The sequence below is a fragment of the Streptomyces sp. NPDC015131 genome (genome assembly GCF_043079975.1).
In the GTDB taxonomy this organism is placed as follows: domain Bacteria; phylum Actinomycetota; class Actinomycetes; order Streptomycetales; family Streptomycetaceae; genus Streptomyces.
The window spans coordinates 1142044-1158615 of record NZ_JBIBVB010000002.1; the positions used below are offsets into that span (position 1 = coordinate 1142044).

Here is a 16572-nt window from a genome sequence, read left to right on the forward strand (position 1 = left end):
GACGAAAAAGGCCGGAGACCATGAGCGACGAGCCACCGCAGCCAGGCTGGGAGCCCCGCGACCCGACCGTCGGCGGGCCCCCCACGGACAGACCGGCCGGAGAACCCACCGAGAACACCGCCGCCCGGGACCCGGCCCGAGCACCCGACGCCCGGGACGACGCCCGGGGCAAAGACCGGGACGGCGACGACAGGGACGGCGACGGGAACGGGGACGGGGACGGCGGGGACGCCAACGGCACCGCCGGGCGCGGCCGGGCCCGTACGGAGGCGGCGACCGCCGGACCCGCGACCACCGGGGACGGCGGCGGACGCGCGACCTCCTCCCACCGGGACGAGGACCCGGACCCCGGATCGGCCCCCGGCACCACCACCCACTCCGACTCCGACACCGCCCCGGCCACCAGCCGCCCCGGCAGGCGCGAACGGCGCCAGCAGCGCAGGCGCAGGCGCACCGGCTGGCGGCGGCTCGTCCCGACCTGGCGCATGGTCCTCGGCGCCACCGTCCTCGCCGCCCTGCTGCTGGTCGGCGGCTTCTTCGCCGGCTACCACTTCACCGACATTCCGGCCGCCAACGCCGCCGCCACGGCTCAGTCCAACGTGTTCCTCTACGAGGACGGCACGCCCCTCGCCCAGAAGGGTGACGTCAACCGGGAGAACATCCGGCTCTCCCAGGTCCCGGCCACCGTCCGGCACGCCGTCCTGGCCGCCGAGGACCGGGACTTCTACTCCCAGCCCGGCGTCGACCCCGAGGCGATGCTCCGTGCCGCGTGGAACACGGTCACCGGGAAGGGCACCCAGGGCGGCTCCACCATCACCCAGCAGTACGTCAAGAACTACTACCTGGGCCAGGAGCGCACCCTGATGCGGAAGGTGAAGGAGTTCTTCATCTCCATCAAGCTCGACCGGGAGAAGACCAAGGACGACATCTTCCAGGGCTACCTCAACACCAGCTTTTACGGCCGCAACGCCTACGGCATCCAGGCCGCGTCCCGCGCCTACTACGGCAAGGACGCCGATGAACTGACGACCGCCCAGGGCGCGTACCTCGCCGTCCTGCTCAACGCCCCCAGCGCGTACGACGTCGGCGGCCGGCCCGAGAACCGCGCCAAGGCGATCGGGCGCTGGAACTACGTCCTGGACGCCATGGTCAAGGAGGGGTGGCTCTCCCCCGCCGCCCGCGCGGCCACCTCCTTCCCGGACCCGGAGGAGGTCAGCGCCACGACCGGGCTCTCCGGCCAGCGCGGCTACGTCGTGCAGGCCGTGGAGGACTACCTCGTCGCCAACGACGTCATCGACAAGAAGACCCTGGCCCAGGGCGGCCACCGCATCACCACCACGCTCCAGCAGACCAAGCAGGAGGCGCTCGCGCAGGCGGTCGACGAGCAGGTCGTGGCGCGGATGGACTCCTCCAACGAGACCGACCGCTTCCTCCGGGTCGGCGGCGTCTCCATCGACCCGGCCACCGGCAAGGTGGTGGCGATGTACGGGGGGGTCGACTACACCCGGCAGTTCGTCAACAACGCCACCCGGCGCGACTACCAGGTGGGCTCCACCTTCAAGCCGTTCGTGTTCGCCGCCGCCGTCCACCACTCCTCGGTGAACCAGAAGGGCGACCGGATCACGCCCAACACCCGGTACGACGGCACCAACAAGCGCGCCGTGCAGGGCTGGACCGGCAGCCGGTACGCCCCGGCCAACGAGGACGACGTGGACTACGGCAGCATCACCGTCCGTACCGCCACCGACAAGTCCGTCAACGCGGTGTACGCGCAGCTCGCGGTGGACGTCGGCCCGGCCAAGGTGGAGCGGACCGCCATCGACCTGGGCCTGCCCGCCGACACCCCCGACCTGAACCCCTCGCCGTCCATCGCGCTCGGCCCCTCCACCGCGAGCGTGCTGGACATGGCGCAGGCGTACGCGACGCTCGCCAACCACGGCAAGCACAGCCCGTACGTGCTGGTGGCGCGGATCGAGAAGGACGGCAAGGCCCTGCCGCTGCCCGAGCCCCGGAGCAAGCAGGTGATCAGCCGGGAGGCGGCCGACACCACGACGGCCATGCTGCGCGGCGTGGTCGAGGGCGGCACCGGCACCGCCGCCCAGGCGGCCGGGCGGCCGGCCGCCGGCAAGACGGGGACGGCCGAGGACGACAAGGCGGCCTGGTTCGCCGGCTACACCCCGGACCTGGCGACCGTCGTCACGGTGATGGGCCAGGACCCGAACACGGGAGCGCAGAAGTCCCTGTACGGGGCGCTGGGGCTGGAGCGGATGAACGGGGGCGGGGCGCCCGCCGAGATCTGGGGCCAGTACACCCGCACGGCGCTGGAGGGCTCCCGGGTGCGGGACTTCGAACTGACCCTGGCCAAGGGCGCGGAGAAGGAGCTGGAGGAGCCCGACCCCACGGGCTCGGGCAACCCGGAGGAGCCGGGCGAGGGTGACCAGGAGGCCACGGAGGCGGGCCGGGGCCGTGACGGCTCCGACGGCTACGAGGGGTACGAGGGCCCGGGCGCGCCCACCGGTCCCGGCGGCCCCGGCACGCCGGGCGGACAGGCCGGTACGGCCGGACCGGGTGGTACGGCCGGACCGGGCGGTACGGCCGGACCGGGCGGTACGGGCGGCGGCGGGCGGCCCGGCGCGGCGGGCGCCCCGCCGGCGGGACCCCCGCCCGCCCCGATCCCGGTGCCGGTGCCGGATCTCCCACCCCCGTTCCCGGACGCCCCGGCGGGGCCGCCGCCGGCGCCCTGAGGGGTACCGCACACAGGGCCGCGGGCCCCGGGACGAGCGCCGTCCCGGGGCCCGCGGCCATGATCAGGGCGGGACCTAGTGGCCGGAGGTGGCCTTCAGGCCCACCACGGCGACCAGCAGCAGGCAGACGAAGAAGATCCGGGCCGCGGTCACCGGCTCGCCGAGCACCATCATGCCGACCACCGCCGCGCCGGCCGCGCCGATGCCGACCCACACCCCGTAGGCGGTGCCGATCGGCAGGGTCTTGGCCGCCTGGGACAGCAGCACCATGCTGGCGACGATCCCGGCGGCGGTGAACAGGCTGGGCCACAGCCTGGTGAAACCGTCCGTGAACTTCATCCCGATCGACCAGCCCACCTCCAGCAGACCGGCGACGATCAGCAGAACCCAGGCCATGACGGCACCTCCGAAACGCGACGACGTATACAGGGGTGCGTCGTCTTTGCATAACCCGGTACGGCGCGTCTCGTCGGGGTCCCTCCACGCTAGCAAAACGGCAGCACGAAGGCCCGGTGACCTCCGCCACCGGGCCTCACACCGGCTCCGGGCCCCGCGAAACGGCTCCCGTATCGGCCCCGTACGCCAACCCGTACGCGTCCCCGGACCGGCCCCGCACGCCAACCCGGACCGGCCCGCGTACGCCAACCCGGACCGGCCCCGTACGCGGACAGGCACAAACCCCGTACGCCTACAGGTACAGGCCCGTCGAGTCCTCGGACCCGCCGAAGCGGTCGGCCGCCACCGCGTGCAGGTCGCGCTCCCGCATCAGGACGTACGCCACGCCCCGCACCTCGACCTCGGCACGGTCCTCCGGGTCGTACAGCACCCGGTCACCGATCTCGACGGTCCGGACGTTCTGCCCGACCGCGACCACCTCGGCCCAGGCCAGCCGGCGGCCGACGGCGGCGGTCGCCGGGATCAGGATGCCGCCGCCCGAGCGCCGCTCGCCCTCCTGGGCGTCGGTCCGGACCAGCACGCGGTCGTGCAGCATGCGGATGGGCAGCTTGTCGTGGGTGTTCTCGCTCACCCCACGAAACTACCTGCCCCGGCCCGCCGCGTACGCCCAAGGGTCGCCGGTCAGTCCCGGCGCCTGCGGGCGCTCAGGGCCAGCAGCCCGACCACACCGACCGCGAGCAGGGCCACCGGCACCACGCGCTCCAGCCTCGGCGCGCCGTCCTCCGACACGAACCGCGCCCGCACATCGGTCACCACCCGGTTCACGGTGACGAAGGCGCGCCCGGCGGTCTCGTCGACCGTCGAGGCCACCCGGGCCTTCGCGTCCCCGATGATCGTCTTCGGGTGCACGCGTACGCCGATCTCGTCGAGCGTCACGGCGAGCTGCTCACGCCTGCGGACGATGTCCGCCTCGATCTGCGCAGGGGTCCTGGCTTCCGACACCGCGCTGCCTCCGTAGGTCCGTCCGAATCCGTGGTGGACAGTCTGTCAGCTCAGGGGCCCGCTGACTGTCGTGGACCCCCATTAGGCTCTGAACGCGTACGACACCTGTGCCGTGCCCCGCCCCCATTCACGACCCCGAGGAGCCGAGAAGCCATGAGCGAGCGCCTTCAGCCCGGCGACACCGCCCCCGCCTTCACCCTGCCCGACGCGGACGGCAAGGACGTGTCGCTCGCTGACCACCGGGGACGCAAGGTCATCGTCTACTTCTACCCGGCGGCACTGACACCCGGCTGCACCAAGCAGGCGTGCGACTTCACCGACAACCTGGACGTGCTGGCCGGCGCCGGGTACGACGTGATCGGCGTGTCGCCGGACAAGCCGGAGAAGCTGGCGAAGTTCCGCGAGAAGGAGGACCTGCGGGTCACGCTGGTCGGCGACCCCTCCAAGGAGGTCCTGGCGGCGTACGGCGCCTTCGGCGAGAAGAAGCTGTACGGGAAGACGGTGACGGGCGTGATCCGCTCGACGGTCGTCGTGGACGAGGAGGGCAAGGTCGAGCGCGCCCTCTACAACGTGAAGGCGACCGGGCATGTCGCCAAGATCATCAAGGATCTCGGCATCTGACCCAGGGCGGCCCGGCCCCTCCGGGCGGCCGGGGGCCACCACTCCCTCCCGCCCCCTCCCCTGACCCCCTTCCCCTCCGTCCGGCCCGCCGCCGTGTGACCGAGGTCCCTTTCGCCGGGGACTTCGGTTTGCGAACGCGATGGCAGAGCAGATGTTCCCCTTGGATTCAGACCCGAAGTCCAGGAAAGGAACCCTGCCCATGGCGGCCAAGGCCGATCCGGCGGCGGTCAGGCGCCACCGCATCCTGTTCCGCACGATCCAGCAGCGGAAGAACCCCAAGCTCCGCCGGTGCGACATCACCGTCACCGACCAGGCGGCGGTCAAGCGGGCCGTGAAGGCGGCCTCGCTCGGCAACGCCATGGAGTGGTTCGACTTCGGCATCTACAGCTACCTCGCCGTCACCATCGGCCATGTCTTCTTCCCCTCCGGGAACGACACGGCGCAGCTGCTGTCCTCGTTCGCCACCTTCGCCGTCGCCTTCCTCGTCCGGCCGCTGGGCGGCATGTTCTTCGGCCCCATGGGCGACCGGATCGGCCGCAAGAAGGTCCTCGCCCTGACGATGATCATGATGGCGGTCGGCACCTTCGCGATCGGGCTCATCCCCTCGTACGCGTCGATCGGCTTCTGGGCCCCCACCCTGCTGATCCTGTTCCGGCTGGTGCAGGGCTTCTCGACGGGCGGCGAGTACGGCGGGGCGTCGACCTTCATCGCCGAGTACGCGCCCGACAAGCGGCGCGGCTTCTTCGGCAGCTTCCTGGAGTTCGGCACGCTGGCCGGATACGTCGGGGCCGCCGGCCTGGTCACGGCGCTCACAGCGGTGCTGGGCGACGCGACGATGGAGTCCTGGGGCTGGCGCATCCCGTTCCTGGTCGCCGGCCCGCTGGGACTGGTCGGCCTCTACCTGCGGCTGCGGCTGGACGAGACGCCGGCCTTCCAGAAGCTGGAGTCGGAGAGCGCGTCCGCCTCCGAGGCGGCCGACACCGTGGAGACCTCCACCAAGGGCGACCTCGCGACCATCTTCCGCCAGTACTGGCCCACGCTGATCCTGTGCATCGCCCTGGTCGGCGCGTACAACATCACCGACTACATGCTGCTGTCGTACATGCCGACGTACCTCTCCGACGAGCTCGGCTACAGCGCGACCCACGGGCTGCTGATCCTGCTGGCCGTCATGGCCTTCCTGATGCTGATCATCAACCAGGTGGGCCGGCTCAGCGACCGCTACGGCCGCAAGCCGCTGCTGATGGCGGGCATGCTGGGCTTCCTGTTTCTCTCCGCGCCCGCGTTCTGGCTGATCGGCCTGGGCGGCATCCTCGCCATCACGGCCGGCATGCTGATGCTGGGCCTGTCGCTGGTGTGCCTGCTGGGCACCATGTCCGCGGCGCTCCCCGCCCTGTTCCCGACCCATGTGCGCTACGGCTCCCTGTCGGTGGGCTACAACCTGTCGGCGTCGCTCTTCGGCGGGACGACCCCGCTGGTGATCACCGCGCTCATCAGTGTCACCGGCAGCACGCTGATGCCGGCGTACTACGCGATGGCGGCCGCCCTGGTGGGCGTGATCGCGGTGGCGTGCATGAAGGAGACGGCCCGCCAGCCCCTGGAGGGCTCGCCCCCGGCGGTGTGCACCAAGGAGGAGGCCGCGGAACTGGTCCGATCCGAGGCGCCGGAACCGAAGTTCTCGTAAGAAGCAAGCGACACTCCGATTGTCGGACGTGACCGTCCGACAATCGGTTCGTTACTCCGTCCGAGACCTGAACGCGTGGCCGAAGACGGAGTAGACACAGATGCCGGTCAGATACACCCGGGAGCTGCTCGCCGAAGCGGCGCGGCAGACGAAGAACTGGGACGAGGCGATCCGCTGGTGTGGCGGCACACCCACGCCAGGGAGCAGGCGCTATCTGCGCCGGAAAATGGCGGATGCGGGTGTCGACACGTCGCACTTCGCAGAACAGTGGTGGGTGCGCCATACGGAGGAGCGCCTGAGGGAGGCGGTCGCGGCAGCCATGAGCATGAGGGACGTGCTGTGCTTCCTGTCCCTCAGCCCCGTGGGAGGAAACCATGCACACATCAGCCGCCGGATCGGGGCGCTGGGGATCGACACGTCGCACTTCCATGAGGGTGAACCGCGACGGGCCCGTGCGGCCAAAGGCCCACTCCTGGGCGTGCACTCACGGGAGGAGGGCAGGATCCCTGGCTCTCGGCTGCGACGTGAGCTGCTCCGTACCGGCGTACCGGAAAGGTGCGCCATGTGCGGGACGGGGCCTGAGTGGAACGGCGAGCCCCTCCGACTCGAAGTCGATCACGTCAACGGCGACTGGTGGGACAATCGCCGGGAGAACTTGCGGCTGCTGTGCCCGAACTGCCATGCCGTGACGGACACTTACCGCGGCCGCAGGCGGAGGACCACGGGATGAGCACGGCACGCTATCCGCGCGACCTGTTGACCCGGACTGCCGCCGTCTCCTCGAGCCTGGTGGATCTGATGCGGCGCGTGGAGGCCCCACTCGGCAGCATCACAAGGCGTTACCTGCGCAACCGGCTGGAGCATTACGGCATAGACACCTCGCACTTTGTCGATGAGCCGTTGCCCGAGCGGGCGAATCGCACCTACGCGAAAGCGGTGCTCGAAGAGGCCGCGGCACACTCCCACAGCATCCGGGACGTGCTCGAGCGCCTCGGCTACCCCCCGAGCGACAGCCCGTACGGCCACGTCAGGAAGAAGCTCGACCAGTTCGGCATCGACACCGCACACTTCACCGGACGTTCGGGCGACAGTCCGTTCTCACGTGAGCAACTCGCCGACGCGGTCGCCACATCGCACAGCCTTGCCGGCGTGCTACGCAGCCTGGGGCAACGCGACAGCGGCGCGGCGCGCGTTCGGGTTCGGCGGGAGATCGCGGAGCACGGTCTGTCGACGGACCACTTCACGGGCCAAGCGCATCAGACGGGGCGGACATCCCCCAAGCGCAAGACTCCGGAGGAGGTCCTCGTACGTAGCGCCGGCGGCACACGTCGCACGAAAACGGCAATGTTGCGCCGAGCACTCGATGATCTGGACGTTCCGCGCGTCTGCGTGGCATGCGGTGTCGGAGACGTCTGGCAGGGCAAGCGACTCGTCCTGGAGATCGACCACAGCAACGGCGACCACTTGGACAACCGGCGCGAGAATCTCCGGTACCTGTGCCCGTCCTGTCACAGTCAGACGAAGACCTTCTCGAACCGATCGCGACTCACAAGCGCCGACCAGCGCCCAGTAGAGTAGCCGTCGCGGGTCCGTACCCCAGCTGGCTAGAGGGCGCCGGTTTAGGTCCGGTGTGTCGTGGGTTCGAGTCCCACCGGGCCCACGCATGACGGGCGTGACATCGATCAGGTGTCACGCCCGTCACGGTACAGCGCCTCAGCCCACCAGCTCCCGGACCACCGGGACGAGGGCGCGGAAGGCTTTGCCGCGGTGGCTGATGGCGTTCTTCTCGGCGGCCGTCAGCTCCGCGCAGGTGCGGGTCTCGCCGTCCGGCTGGAGGATCGGGTCGTAGCCGAAGCCGCCGGAGCCGGCCGGGGCGGTGCGGAGGGTGCCGGACAGCCGGCCCTCGACCACCCGCTCGGTGCCGTCGGGGAGGGCGAGGGCGGCGGCGCAGGCGAAGTGGGCGCCACGGTGCGCCGGGGGGATGTCGGAGAGCTGGGCCAGCAGGAGCCGGAGGTTCGCCTCGTCGTCGCCGTGGCGGCCGGCCCAGCGGGCGGAGAGGATGCCGGGCGCGCCGCCGAGGACGTCGACGCAGAGGCCGGAGTCGTCGGCGACGGCGGGCAGGCCGGTGGCCCGCGCGAGGGTGTGGGCCTTGAGCAGGGCGTTCTCCGCGAAGGTGACGCCGGTTTCCTTGACGTCGGGGATCTCGGGGTACGCGTCCGCCCCGACGAGCTCGTGGTCGAGCCCGGCTCCGGCGAGGATGGCGTGCAGTTCGGTGATCTTCCCGGCGTTGCGGGTGGCGAGGATCAGGCGGGTCATGTCCCCAGTATCTACGGGGTGCAGACCTTGCCGATCTCGGCGGCGGCGCTGGTGACGGGCGCGAGGTCCGGGGTGGTGTCGCCGTTCTCGACGGCGGTGCGGACGCTGGTGACGCCCTTGCCGAGGTCGTCGACGGCCTTGGTCAGGTCGGCGTTGTCGGTGGTGTCCCGGAGGTTGTCGAGTTCCTTGTCGATGGCGTCGAGGGACTCGGTGAGCCGGGTGGGGTCGTCGGAGGCGCTGGAGACGGCCTGGCCGAGGTTGTCGACGCTGGTGGCGATGGCCTCGGCGGTCTGGACGCAGTCCATGGCCTTGTCGAGGGCGCCGCAGCCGACCGCCCCGGTGAGGGCGAGCACTGCGGTGGCGGCGAGGGCGGCGGTACGGCGACGGCGCATGGAACGGGTCCTCCCGGATGCTGTGGACGGGCGCACGGTTCGATCCGTGCGCCCGCACTCTCACAGACGCCGGCGCGGCCCTCCGCGGTTGCTACAGCGTGGTGCCGAGGGCGTCGCGCTGGAGGGCGGCCAGGTCGGCGCAGCCTCCGGTGGCGAGGTCGAGCAGGGCGTTGAGCTCCTTGCGGTCGAAGGGCTCGGCCTCGGCGGTGCCCTGGACCTCGACGAAGCGGCCGTCGCCGGTGCAGACGACGTTCATGTCGGTCTCGGCGCGCACGTCCTCCTCGTAGCGGAGGTCGAGCAGGGGCGTGCCGTCGACGATGCCGACGGAGACGGCGGCGACGGTGCCGGTGAGGGGCTTGCGGCCGGCCTTGATGAGCTTCTTGCCCTGCGCCCAGGCGACGGCGTCGGCGAGGGCGACGTACGCGCCGGTGATCGCGGCGGTGCGGGTGCCGCCGTCGGCCTGGAGGACGTCGCAGTCGAGGACGATGGTGTTCTCGCCGAGCGCCTTGTAGTCGATGACGGCGCGCAGCGAGCGGCCGATGAGGCGGCTGATCTCGTGCGTACGGCCGCCGATCTTGCCGCGGACGGATTCGCGGTCGCCGCGGGTGTTGGTGGAGCGCGGCAGCATCGAGTACTCGGCGGTGACCCATCCCTCGCCGCTGCCCTTGCGCCAGCGGGGGACGCCCTCGGTGACGGAGGCGGTGCAGAAGACCTTGGTGTCGCCGAAGGAGATGAGGACGGAGCCCTCGGCGTGCTTGCTCCATCCGCGTTCGATGGTGACCGGGCGGAGCTGTTCGGGGGTGCGGCCGTCGATTCGAGACATGGACAGGAGCCTAGCGCTCATGGGTGAGGGGCCCGTTCCGGTGTCGGTACGGGCCCCTCACGGGTGAGCGTCAGCTCACATCATGTCTTCGATCTCGGCGGCGATCGGGTCGGCGTCGGTGCCGATGACGACCTGGATCGCGGTGCCCATCTTGACGACGCCGTGGGCGCCGGCGGCCTTGAGCGCGGCCTCGTCGACCAGGCCGGGGTCGTTGACCTCGGTGCGCAGGCGGGTGATGCAGCCCTCGACCTCTTCGATGTTGTCGATGCCGCCGAGCCCGGCGACGATCTTCTCAGCCTTGCTGGCCATGTGTTTCTCCCTGCGTCCAAGTGCCGTTTCGGAGCGCTGAGCGCTGCTCGGCCCACCTAGGTCTTTCGTCACGGTAACGCACGGTTGGCCCATCTTCGCGGGCGCATTACCCGGTTGTCCCGAAGGATGACGATCACCAACGTCCACGATATCGCAACTGGTCTACACCAGTCTTCCGGGAGGACGCCGATGAGCTCCGACAGCGCGGCCGCTCCGAAGCCGAGCCGGTGGACCGGCGCCTTCCAGGGGCTCCAGAAGATGGGCCGCAGCCTCCAGCTGCCCATCGCGGTCCTGCCCGCCGCGGGCATCCTCAACCGGCTGGGGCAGCCGGACGTCTTCGGTGCCGAGGGTCTCGGCTGGGACGACGTCGCCAAGGTCATGGCGGGGGCGGGCGGCGCGCTGCTGGACGCCGAGCTGGGCCTGCCCATCCTCTTCTGCGTCGGCGTCGCGATCGGCATGGCCAAGAAGGCGGACGGCTCCACCGCGCTCGCCGCGGTCGTGGGCTTCCTGGTGTACCGGGGGGTGCTGCGTGCCTTCCCCGACGGCTGCCCGTCCGGCACCAAGGACGTCGGCGGCGGGTGCCTGGGGCCCGACGACACCTTCGCCGAGTACACCTTCCAGAATCCGGGCGTCTTCGGCGGCATCGTCATGGGCCTGCTCACGGCCTACTTCTGGCAGCGGTTCCACCGCACCCGGCTGGTCGACTGGCTGGGCTTCTTCAACGGCCGCAGGCTCGTACCGATCATCATGTCGTTCGTCGCCATCGCCGTCGCCGTGATCTGCCTGTTCGTCTGGCCGCCGGTGGGCGACGCGCTGGAGAGCTTCAGCGACTGGCTGGTGGGCCTCGGCGCCTGGGGCTCGGGCATCTTCGGCGTCGCCAACCGCGCCCTGCTGGTGATCGGCCTGCACCAGTTCCTGAACGTGCCGGTGTGGTTCCAGTTCGGCTCGTACACCAAGCCGGACGGCACGGTGGTGCACGGCGACATCAGCATGTTCCTTGCGGGCGACCCGGACGCGGGCCAGTTCACCACCGGTTTCTTCCCGATCATGATGTTCGCGCTGCCCGCCGCCGCGCTCGCCATGACGCACTGCGCCAAGCCGCACCGGCGCAAGGAGGTCGGCGGCCTGATGCTGTCGCTGGCGCTCACCTCGTTCGTCACCGGCATCACCGAGCCGATCGAGTACTCCTTCGTCTTCATCGCCCCGGCGCTGTACGCGGTCCACGCCCTGCTGACGGGCGTCTCCATGGCCGTCACCTGGGCGCTCGGGGTCAAGGACGGCTTCAGCTTCTCGGCCGGGCTGATCGACTACGTCATCAACTGGGGGCTGGCGACCAAACCGTGGCTGATCATCCCGATCGGCCTCGGGTTCGCGGTCGTCTACTACGTGGTCTTCCGCTTCGCGATCACGTTCTTCAACCTGCCCACCCCGGGCCGGGAACCGGACGAGGAAGAGAGCGACAACACCAGGCCGTAGCCGTCCGGTCACACCCGAAGGGGCCCCGCTCGCGGGGCCCCTTCGGCGTTATCAAATCGCAAGTTCCTTATCTAACCCTCACCGTGCTACAACAGGTCTACACCAGTTAATGGTGTAGACCACGCGGTGGTGCACCGCGTTTCGGAGACGCCGCCGTCCCCCATGAGATCAATGTCCCCGGGCGGCGCCTTGCCCACCTGGAGGAACCTGATGTCCACCGCCACCGCCCCCGGGGCGGAGAAGAAGAAGGGCGCCGGCGTGATGGCCGTCCTGCAGCGTATCGGCCGCAGCCTCATGCTGCCGGTCGCGGTGCTGCCGGCGGCCGCGCTCCTGGTGCGCTTCGGCCAGCCCGACATGCTGGGCCGGGAGTCGCTGCCCTCCTTCATCAACAAGATCGCCGAGTACATGGCCGCCGGCGGTGGCGCGCTGCTCGACAACATGGCGCTGCTCTTCGCCGTCGGCATCGCCATCGGGTTCGCCAAGAAGTCGGACGGCTCGACGGCGCTGGCCGCCGTGGTCGGCTACCTCGTCTTCAAGAACGTGCTCGGCACCTTCACCGACAGCAGCCTCCCCAAGAAGGAGGCGATCGTCGATGGCAAGATCGTCATGGTCGAGCAGGCGGTCGACGCCAAGGTGCTCGGCGGCGTCGTCATGGGCATCATCGTGGCGCTCCTCTACCAGCGCTTCTACCGCACCAAGCTGCCCGACTGGGCCGGCTTCTTCGGCGGCCGCCGGCTGGTCCCGATCCTCTCCGCCTTCGCCGGCCTGCTCACCGGCATCGTCTTCGGCCTGATCTGGCCGGTCCTCGGCACCGGTCTGCACAACTTCGGCGAGTGGCTGATCGGCTCCGGCGCCGCCGGCGCGGGCATCTTCGGTGTCGCCAACCGCGCGCTGATCCCGGTCGGCATGCACCACCTGCTCAACAGCTTCCCCTGGTTCCAGGCCGGCTCGTACGAGGGCAAGAGCGGCGACATCGCCCGCTTCCTCGCCGGTGACCCCACCGCCGGACAGTTCATGACCGGCTTCTTCCCGATCATGATGTTCGCGCTCCCCGCCGCCTGCCTCGCCATCGTGCACTGCGCCCGCCCCGAGCGCCGCAAGGTCGTCGGCGGCATGATGTTCTCGCTCGCGCTGACGTCCTTCGTCACCGGTGTCACCGAGCCGATCGAGTTCACCTTCATGTTCATCGCCCCGGTGCTGTACGCGATCCACGCGGTGCTGACCGGTGTCTCCATGGCGCTGACCTGGGCCCTCGGCATGAAGGACGGCTTCGGCTTCTCCGCCGGCGCGGTCGACTTCGTCCTCAACCTGGGCATCGCGTCCAACCCGTGGGGCCTGGCCCTGGTCGGCCTCTGCTTCGCGGCGGTCTACTACGTGGTCTTCCGCTTCGCCATCACCAAGTTCAACCTCCCGACGCCGGGCCGCGAGTCCGACGAGGAGCTGGCCGAACTCCAGAAGGCCGAAGCCAAGTAACTCCCGCCCATGAAGAAGGCCCCCGGTCACCCGGGGGCCTTTTTTCACACCTCGTAGACCGCGCCCGCCCGGGCCAGCTCCGACGGGCCGTCGTACACCGCCCGCGCGTCGGCGAGGTTCCGCTCGCCGTCCGTCCACGGCGGGACGTGCGTCAGCACCAGCCGCCCCGCCCCCGCCCGCGCCGCGTGCGCACCGGCCTCGCGGCCGTTCAGGTGCAGCCCGGGGATGTCCTCCTTGCCGTACGTGAACGACGCCTCGCACAGGAACAGGTCCGCGCCCGCCGCCAGCGCGTCCAGCTCGTCGCAGACGCCCGTGTCCCCGGAGTACACCAGGGACGTGCCCCCGTGCTCCAGCCGGATCCCGTACGCCTCGACCGGATGGCACACCTTCTCCGTCCGCACCCGGAAGGGGCCGATGTCGAACGAGCCGGACGACAGCGTCCGGAAGTCGAACACCTCGCTCATCGACTTCTCGGACGGCGTGTCCGCGTACGCCGTCGTCAGGCGCTGCTCGGCGCCTGACGGCGCGTACACCGGGATGGCGGAGCAGCGCCCGCCCTCGTGGCGGTAGTAGCGCGCGACGAAGTACCCGCACATGTCGATGCAGTGATCGGCGTGCAGATGGCTGAGGAAGATCGCGTCGAGGTCGTACAGACCGATGTGGCGCTGCAGCTCGCCCAGGGCGCCATTGCCCATGTCGAGGAGCAGCCGGAAGCCGTCGGCCTCTACGAGGTAGCTCGAACAGGCCGATTCCGCGGACGGGAACGACCCCGAGCAGCCGACGACGGTGAGCTTCATGGAGCGTGAACCTCCGTGGAAGGGAGCCGGGCAGGCGCTGACAGGGGAGGTCGTGCGGTTTACCGAGCGTAAGGCGCCGCACGCCGGGTCGCTCCTCCGTGGTGGCCCCTTGTGGTCGAACTCACCCGCGCTGTCACCGGTTCGGGCGGGTAGCGTCCGGATTCATGGACACGTCCTGGTGGCCGGCGCTCGGCGCCGTGGTGGTTCTCGCGTTCGTCGCGGCGGTGTCCGGCACGGCCGGGCGCCGGCGGCCGGGCGGTCGCACCCGTCCGCCCGCGCGGCCGGGCGGGGCGCCGAAGCCGCCGTTCCGGCCCCGGCCCGGGGAGATCTGGTGGGCCCGGGTGCCGTTCGAGGACGGTCCGGGTGGGAAGGACCGTCCGTGCCTGGTGCTGGCGGTACGGGGCGACACGGCGCTCGTCGCGAAGATCACCAGCCGGTACCGGGACGGCCGGGCCGGTGTCGTCGCGCTGCCGCCCGGCGCGGTGGGCGATGCGCGGGGGCGGCGGAGCTTTCTGGAGACGGACGAGCTGCGGGAGGTCGCGGTGGGGCACTTCCGCCGCCGCGCGGGGCGGGTGGATCCGCTGGTCTGGGACCGGGTGCGGCACTTGGCGGCGTAGCCGCGGTGCGCCTCGCCGGTGGGCCGTCCCGCCCACCGGTCCGCAGTCGGCGACGCGCCGGGGTGGGGCCGTGCAGGGTCGCCCCCGCAGCGGTTGGCGGCGTCGCACGGTCACCCGACCGGTAGGGCAACCCGCCGACCGCGAGGAGGCGAGCCCGGAGGGGCCACACCCCCCACGCACCCGCAGCTTCCGAGGGCACCGCCCTCGGGGGCACCGTCCGCAAAGGGCACCGCCCCGGTCCGTTGTGCCCACCCTCCCCCAAGCTCTCGGCTTCGCTCGAGCAGGGGGGACCCCCATCGCCCTGCGGGACGATTGCCCACAACGGGTGGGGGCCGGGGGCGGCCGGGCGCGGGCGCCGGCCGCGGCGGGTAACCGGGCCGCGGGCGGTTAGGCCCAGAGTTGGCCTTGGAGCGTTTCGATCGCGGCTTCGGTCGTCGGGGCCGTGTAGACGCCCGTCGAGAGGTACTTCCAGCCGCCGTCGGCCACGACGAACACGATGTCCGCGCTCTCGCCCGCCTTGACCGCCTTCTTCCCCACGCCGATCGCCGCGTGCAGCGCCGCCCCCGTCGAGACGCCCGCGAAGATGCCCTCCTGCTGGAGCAGCTCCCGCGTCCGCGTCACCGCGTCGGCGGAGCCGACCGAGAAGCGGGTGGTGAGCACGGACGCGTCGTACAGCTCGGGCACGAAGCCCTCGTCGAGGTTCCGCAGCCCGTACACCAGGTCGTCGTACCGGGGCTCGGCCGCGACGATCCGGACGTCCGGCTTGTGCTCGCGCAGGAAGCGGCCGACGCCCATCAGGGTGCCGGTCGTCCCCAGGCCCGCCACGAAGTGCGTGACGGACGGCAGGTCGGCCAGGATCTCCGGCCCCGTGGTGGCGTAGTGCGCGCCCGCGTTGTCGGGGTTGCCGTACTGGTAGAGCATCACCCAGTCCGGGTGCTCGGCGGCCAGCTCCTTGGCGACCCGTACGGCCGTGTTGGAGCCGCCCGCGGCCGGCGACGAGATGATCTCGGCGCCCCACATGGCGAGCAGGTCGCGCCGCTCCTGGGAGGTGTTCTCGGGCATCACGCACACGATGCGGTAGCCCTTGAGCCGGGCCGCCATGGCGAGCGAGATGCCGGTGTTGCCGCTGGTCGGCTCCAGGATGGTGCAGCCGGGCGTGAGCCGGCCGTCCTTCTCCGCCTGCTCGATCATGTGCAGCGCCGGCCGGTCCTTGACCGACCCGGTCGGGTTGCGGTCCTCCAGCTTGGCCCAGATGCGGACGTCCGCCGAGGGGGACAGGCGCGGCAGCCGTACGAGCGGGGTGTTGCCGACCGCGGCGAGGGGCGAGTCGTAGCGCATCAGCGCATTCCGCCGGCCACGGCCGGGAGGATGGTGACGTTGTCGCCGTCGGACAGCTTGGTGTTGATGCCCTCCAGGAAGCGGACGTCCTCGTCGTTGAGGTAGACGTTCACGAAGCGGCGCAGCTCGCCGCCGTCCACGATGCGCTCCTGGATGCCGGTGTACCGGGTCTCGAGGTCGGCGAAGAGGTCGGCGAGGGTGTCCCCGCTGCCCTCGACGGCCTTGGCGCCGCCGGTGTGGGTGCGGAGGATGGTCGGGATGCGGACCTCGATGGCCATGGTGTGGGCTCCTGTCGGAAGGACGAACGAGTCGGGACGTACGAAGGCGGGCTGAGCACGGGCCGAGCGGACGAGCGGCTGAGCAGAGGTGGCGCCCGTGCGAAGGGGCGCGATCGCGCCGTACGGCCGGGCGCACGGCGGCGTGCCGGACCGCGGCGCTCAGGCGGCGACGGCGGCGCCGCGCGGACACATGGCGCTGGCGAGCCGGCACAGGTCGACGTGCAGCCGCGCCACGAGCAGCACGGTGCCCGGCGTCTGTTCGCTCACGTCGAGGGAAACCATGCGGTCATCGTATCGATTCCCGGT

At 71.0% G+C, this 16572-nt stretch carries 19 protein-coding genes, 1 tRNA gene and 1 riboswitch; of the genes, 9 read left to right on the plus strand and 11 right to left on the minus strand.

The features are described from left to right. Positions 1-20 precede the first annotated feature (20 nt). Entirely contained in the window at positions 21-2744 is a 2724-nt protein-coding gene (locus tag ACF08D_RS10790) for a transglycosylase domain-containing protein (protein ID WP_392222204.1), read from the plus strand. Positions 2745-2819: 75 nt separating this feature from the next. On the opposite strand, the gene ACF08D_RS10795 is transcribed toward ACF08D_RS10790, so the two are convergent. The 3 genes from ACF08D_RS10795 to ACF08D_RS10805 all read right to left on the minus strand — a co-directional run bounded on the left by ACF08D_RS10795 (position 2820) and on the right by ACF08D_RS10805 (position 4142). Continuing rightward, a complete protein-coding gene (locus ACF08D_RS10795) occupies positions 2820-3140 on the minus strand; it encodes a DMT family transporter (protein WP_392222205.1) in 321 nt (106 codons plus the stop codon). A 34-nt stretch (positions 3141-3174) separates the two neighbouring features. Beyond that, positions 3175-3242: riboswitch (guanidine-III (ykkC-III) riboswitch) on the minus strand. A gap of 190 nt (positions 3243-3432) precedes the next feature. Beyond that, positions 3433-3771, minus strand: coding sequence for a GroES family chaperonin (locus ACF08D_RS10800; RefSeq protein ID WP_392222206.1), 339 nt, complete (start codon positions 3769-3771; stop codon positions 3433-3435). Positions 3772-3821: 50 nt separating this feature from the next. After that, entirely contained in the window at positions 3822-4142 is a 321-nt protein-coding gene (locus ACF08D_RS10805; protein ID WP_392222207.1) for a DUF3618 domain-containing protein, read from the minus strand. Between the two features lie 153 nt (positions 4143-4295). On the opposite strand from ACF08D_RS10805, the gene bcp reads away from it, so the two are divergent. The 5 genes from bcp to ACF08D_RS10830 all read left to right on the plus strand — a co-directional run bounded on the left by bcp (position 4296) and on the right by ACF08D_RS10830 (position 8107). Next, positions 4296-4763, plus strand: coding sequence for a thioredoxin-dependent thiol peroxidase (bcp, locus tag ACF08D_RS10810; protein ID WP_392222208.1), 468 nt, complete (start codon positions 4296-4298; stop codon positions 4761-4763). A 199-nt stretch (positions 4764-4962) separates the two neighbouring features. Further along, entirely contained in the window at positions 4963-6447 is a 1485-nt protein-coding gene (gene proP, locus ACF08D_RS10815) for a glycine betaine/L-proline transporter ProP (RefSeq protein WP_392222209.1), read from the plus strand. Positions 6448-7009: 562 nt separating this feature from the next. Then, positions 7010-7177 (plus strand): HNH endonuclease, encoded by a 168-nt coding sequence (locus tag ACF08D_RS10820; protein ID WP_392222365.1) that lies wholly within the window; start codon positions 7010-7012, stop codon positions 7175-7177. Continuing rightward, positions 7174-8025, plus strand: a complete 852-nt coding sequence (locus ACF08D_RS10825) for an HNH endonuclease (protein ID WP_392222210.1) — start codon at positions 7174-7176, stop codon at positions 8023-8025. Before ACF08D_RS10820 ends, ACF08D_RS10825 begins: the two co-directional genes overlap by 4 nt. Positions 8026-8032: 7 nt before the next feature. After that, positions 8033-8107 (plus strand) — tRNA-Leu (locus ACF08D_RS10830). 53 nt (positions 8108-8160) lie between these two features. On the opposite strand, the gene rdgB is transcribed toward ACF08D_RS10830, so the two are convergent. The 4 genes from rdgB to ACF08D_RS10850 all read right to left on the minus strand — a co-directional run bounded on the left by rdgB (position 8161) and on the right by ACF08D_RS10850 (position 10287). Continuing rightward, positions 8161-8763: an RdgB/HAM1 family non-canonical purine NTP pyrophosphatase gene (rdgB, locus tag ACF08D_RS10835; protein ID WP_392222211.1), complete on the minus strand. Its 603-nt coding sequence runs from the start codon at positions 8761-8763 to the stop codon at positions 8161-8163. 11 nt (positions 8764-8774) lie between these two features. Continuing rightward, positions 8775-9155: a hypothetical protein gene (locus ACF08D_RS10840; protein WP_392222212.1), complete on the minus strand. Its 381-nt coding sequence runs from the start codon at positions 9153-9155 to the stop codon at positions 8775-8777. Between the two features lie 91 nt (positions 9156-9246). Next, on the minus strand, positions 9247-9978 hold the full coding sequence (rph, locus tag ACF08D_RS10845; RefSeq protein WP_392222213.1) for a ribonuclease PH: 732 nt from the start codon (positions 9976-9978) through the stop codon (positions 9247-9249). 75 nt (positions 9979-10053) lie between these two features. Next, positions 10054-10287 (minus strand): glucose PTS transporter subunit EIIB, encoded by a 234-nt coding sequence (locus tag ACF08D_RS10850; protein WP_107417711.1) that lies wholly within the window; start codon positions 10285-10287, stop codon positions 10054-10056. 189 nt (positions 10288-10476) lie between these two features. On the opposite strand from ACF08D_RS10850, the gene ACF08D_RS10855 reads away from it, so the two are divergent. Both ACF08D_RS10855 and ACF08D_RS10860 read left to right on the plus strand, forming a co-directional pair. Continuing rightward, a complete protein-coding gene (locus tag ACF08D_RS10855; RefSeq protein WP_392222214.1) occupies positions 10477-11763 on the plus strand; it encodes a PTS transporter subunit EIIC in 1287 nt (428 codons plus the stop codon). Positions 11764-11973: 210 nt separating this feature from the next. Beyond that, positions 11974-13236 (plus strand): PTS transporter subunit EIIC, encoded by a 1263-nt coding sequence (locus ACF08D_RS10860; RefSeq protein WP_392222215.1) that lies wholly within the window; start codon positions 11974-11976, stop codon positions 13234-13236. Positions 13237-13280: 44 nt separating this feature from the next. Here the strand turns inward: ACF08D_RS10860 and ACF08D_RS10865 are convergent, their stop codons facing one another. Then, complete coding sequence (locus tag ACF08D_RS10865) at positions 13281-14033, minus strand: MBL fold metallo-hydrolase (protein WP_392222216.1); 753 nt, start codon at positions 14031-14033, stop codon at positions 13281-13283. 164 nt (positions 14034-14197) lie between these two features. On the opposite strand from ACF08D_RS10865, the gene ACF08D_RS10870 reads away from it, so the two are divergent. Beyond that, a complete protein-coding gene (locus tag ACF08D_RS10870) occupies positions 14198-14650 on the plus strand; it encodes a type II toxin-antitoxin system PemK/MazF family toxin (protein WP_392222217.1) in 453 nt (150 codons plus the stop codon). A gap of 387 nt (positions 14651-15037) precedes the next feature. Here ACF08D_RS10870 and ACF08D_RS10875 read toward each other — a convergent pair whose 3' ends face one another. From ACF08D_RS10875 to ACF08D_RS10885, 3 genes are all read right to left on the minus strand, one after another. Next, positions 15038-15988 (minus strand): PLP-dependent cysteine synthase family protein, encoded by a 951-nt coding sequence (locus ACF08D_RS10875; RefSeq protein WP_392222218.1) that lies wholly within the window; start codon positions 15986-15988, stop codon positions 15038-15040. Further along, positions 15988-16266 carry a MoaD family protein gene (locus tag ACF08D_RS10880; protein ID WP_392222219.1) on the minus strand — a complete coding sequence of 93 codons (279 nt, stop codon included), beginning with the start codon at positions 16264-16266 and terminating at the stop codon, positions 15988-15990. The genes ACF08D_RS10875 and ACF08D_RS10880 overlap by 1 nt, the downstream gene beginning before the upstream one ends. Positions 16267-16425: 159 nt before the next feature. Further along, a complete protein-coding gene (locus ACF08D_RS10885) occupies positions 16426-16548 on the minus strand; it encodes a putative leader peptide (protein ID WP_392222220.1) in 123 nt (40 codons plus the stop codon). Between the last annotated feature and the right edge of the window lie 24 nt (positions 16549-16572).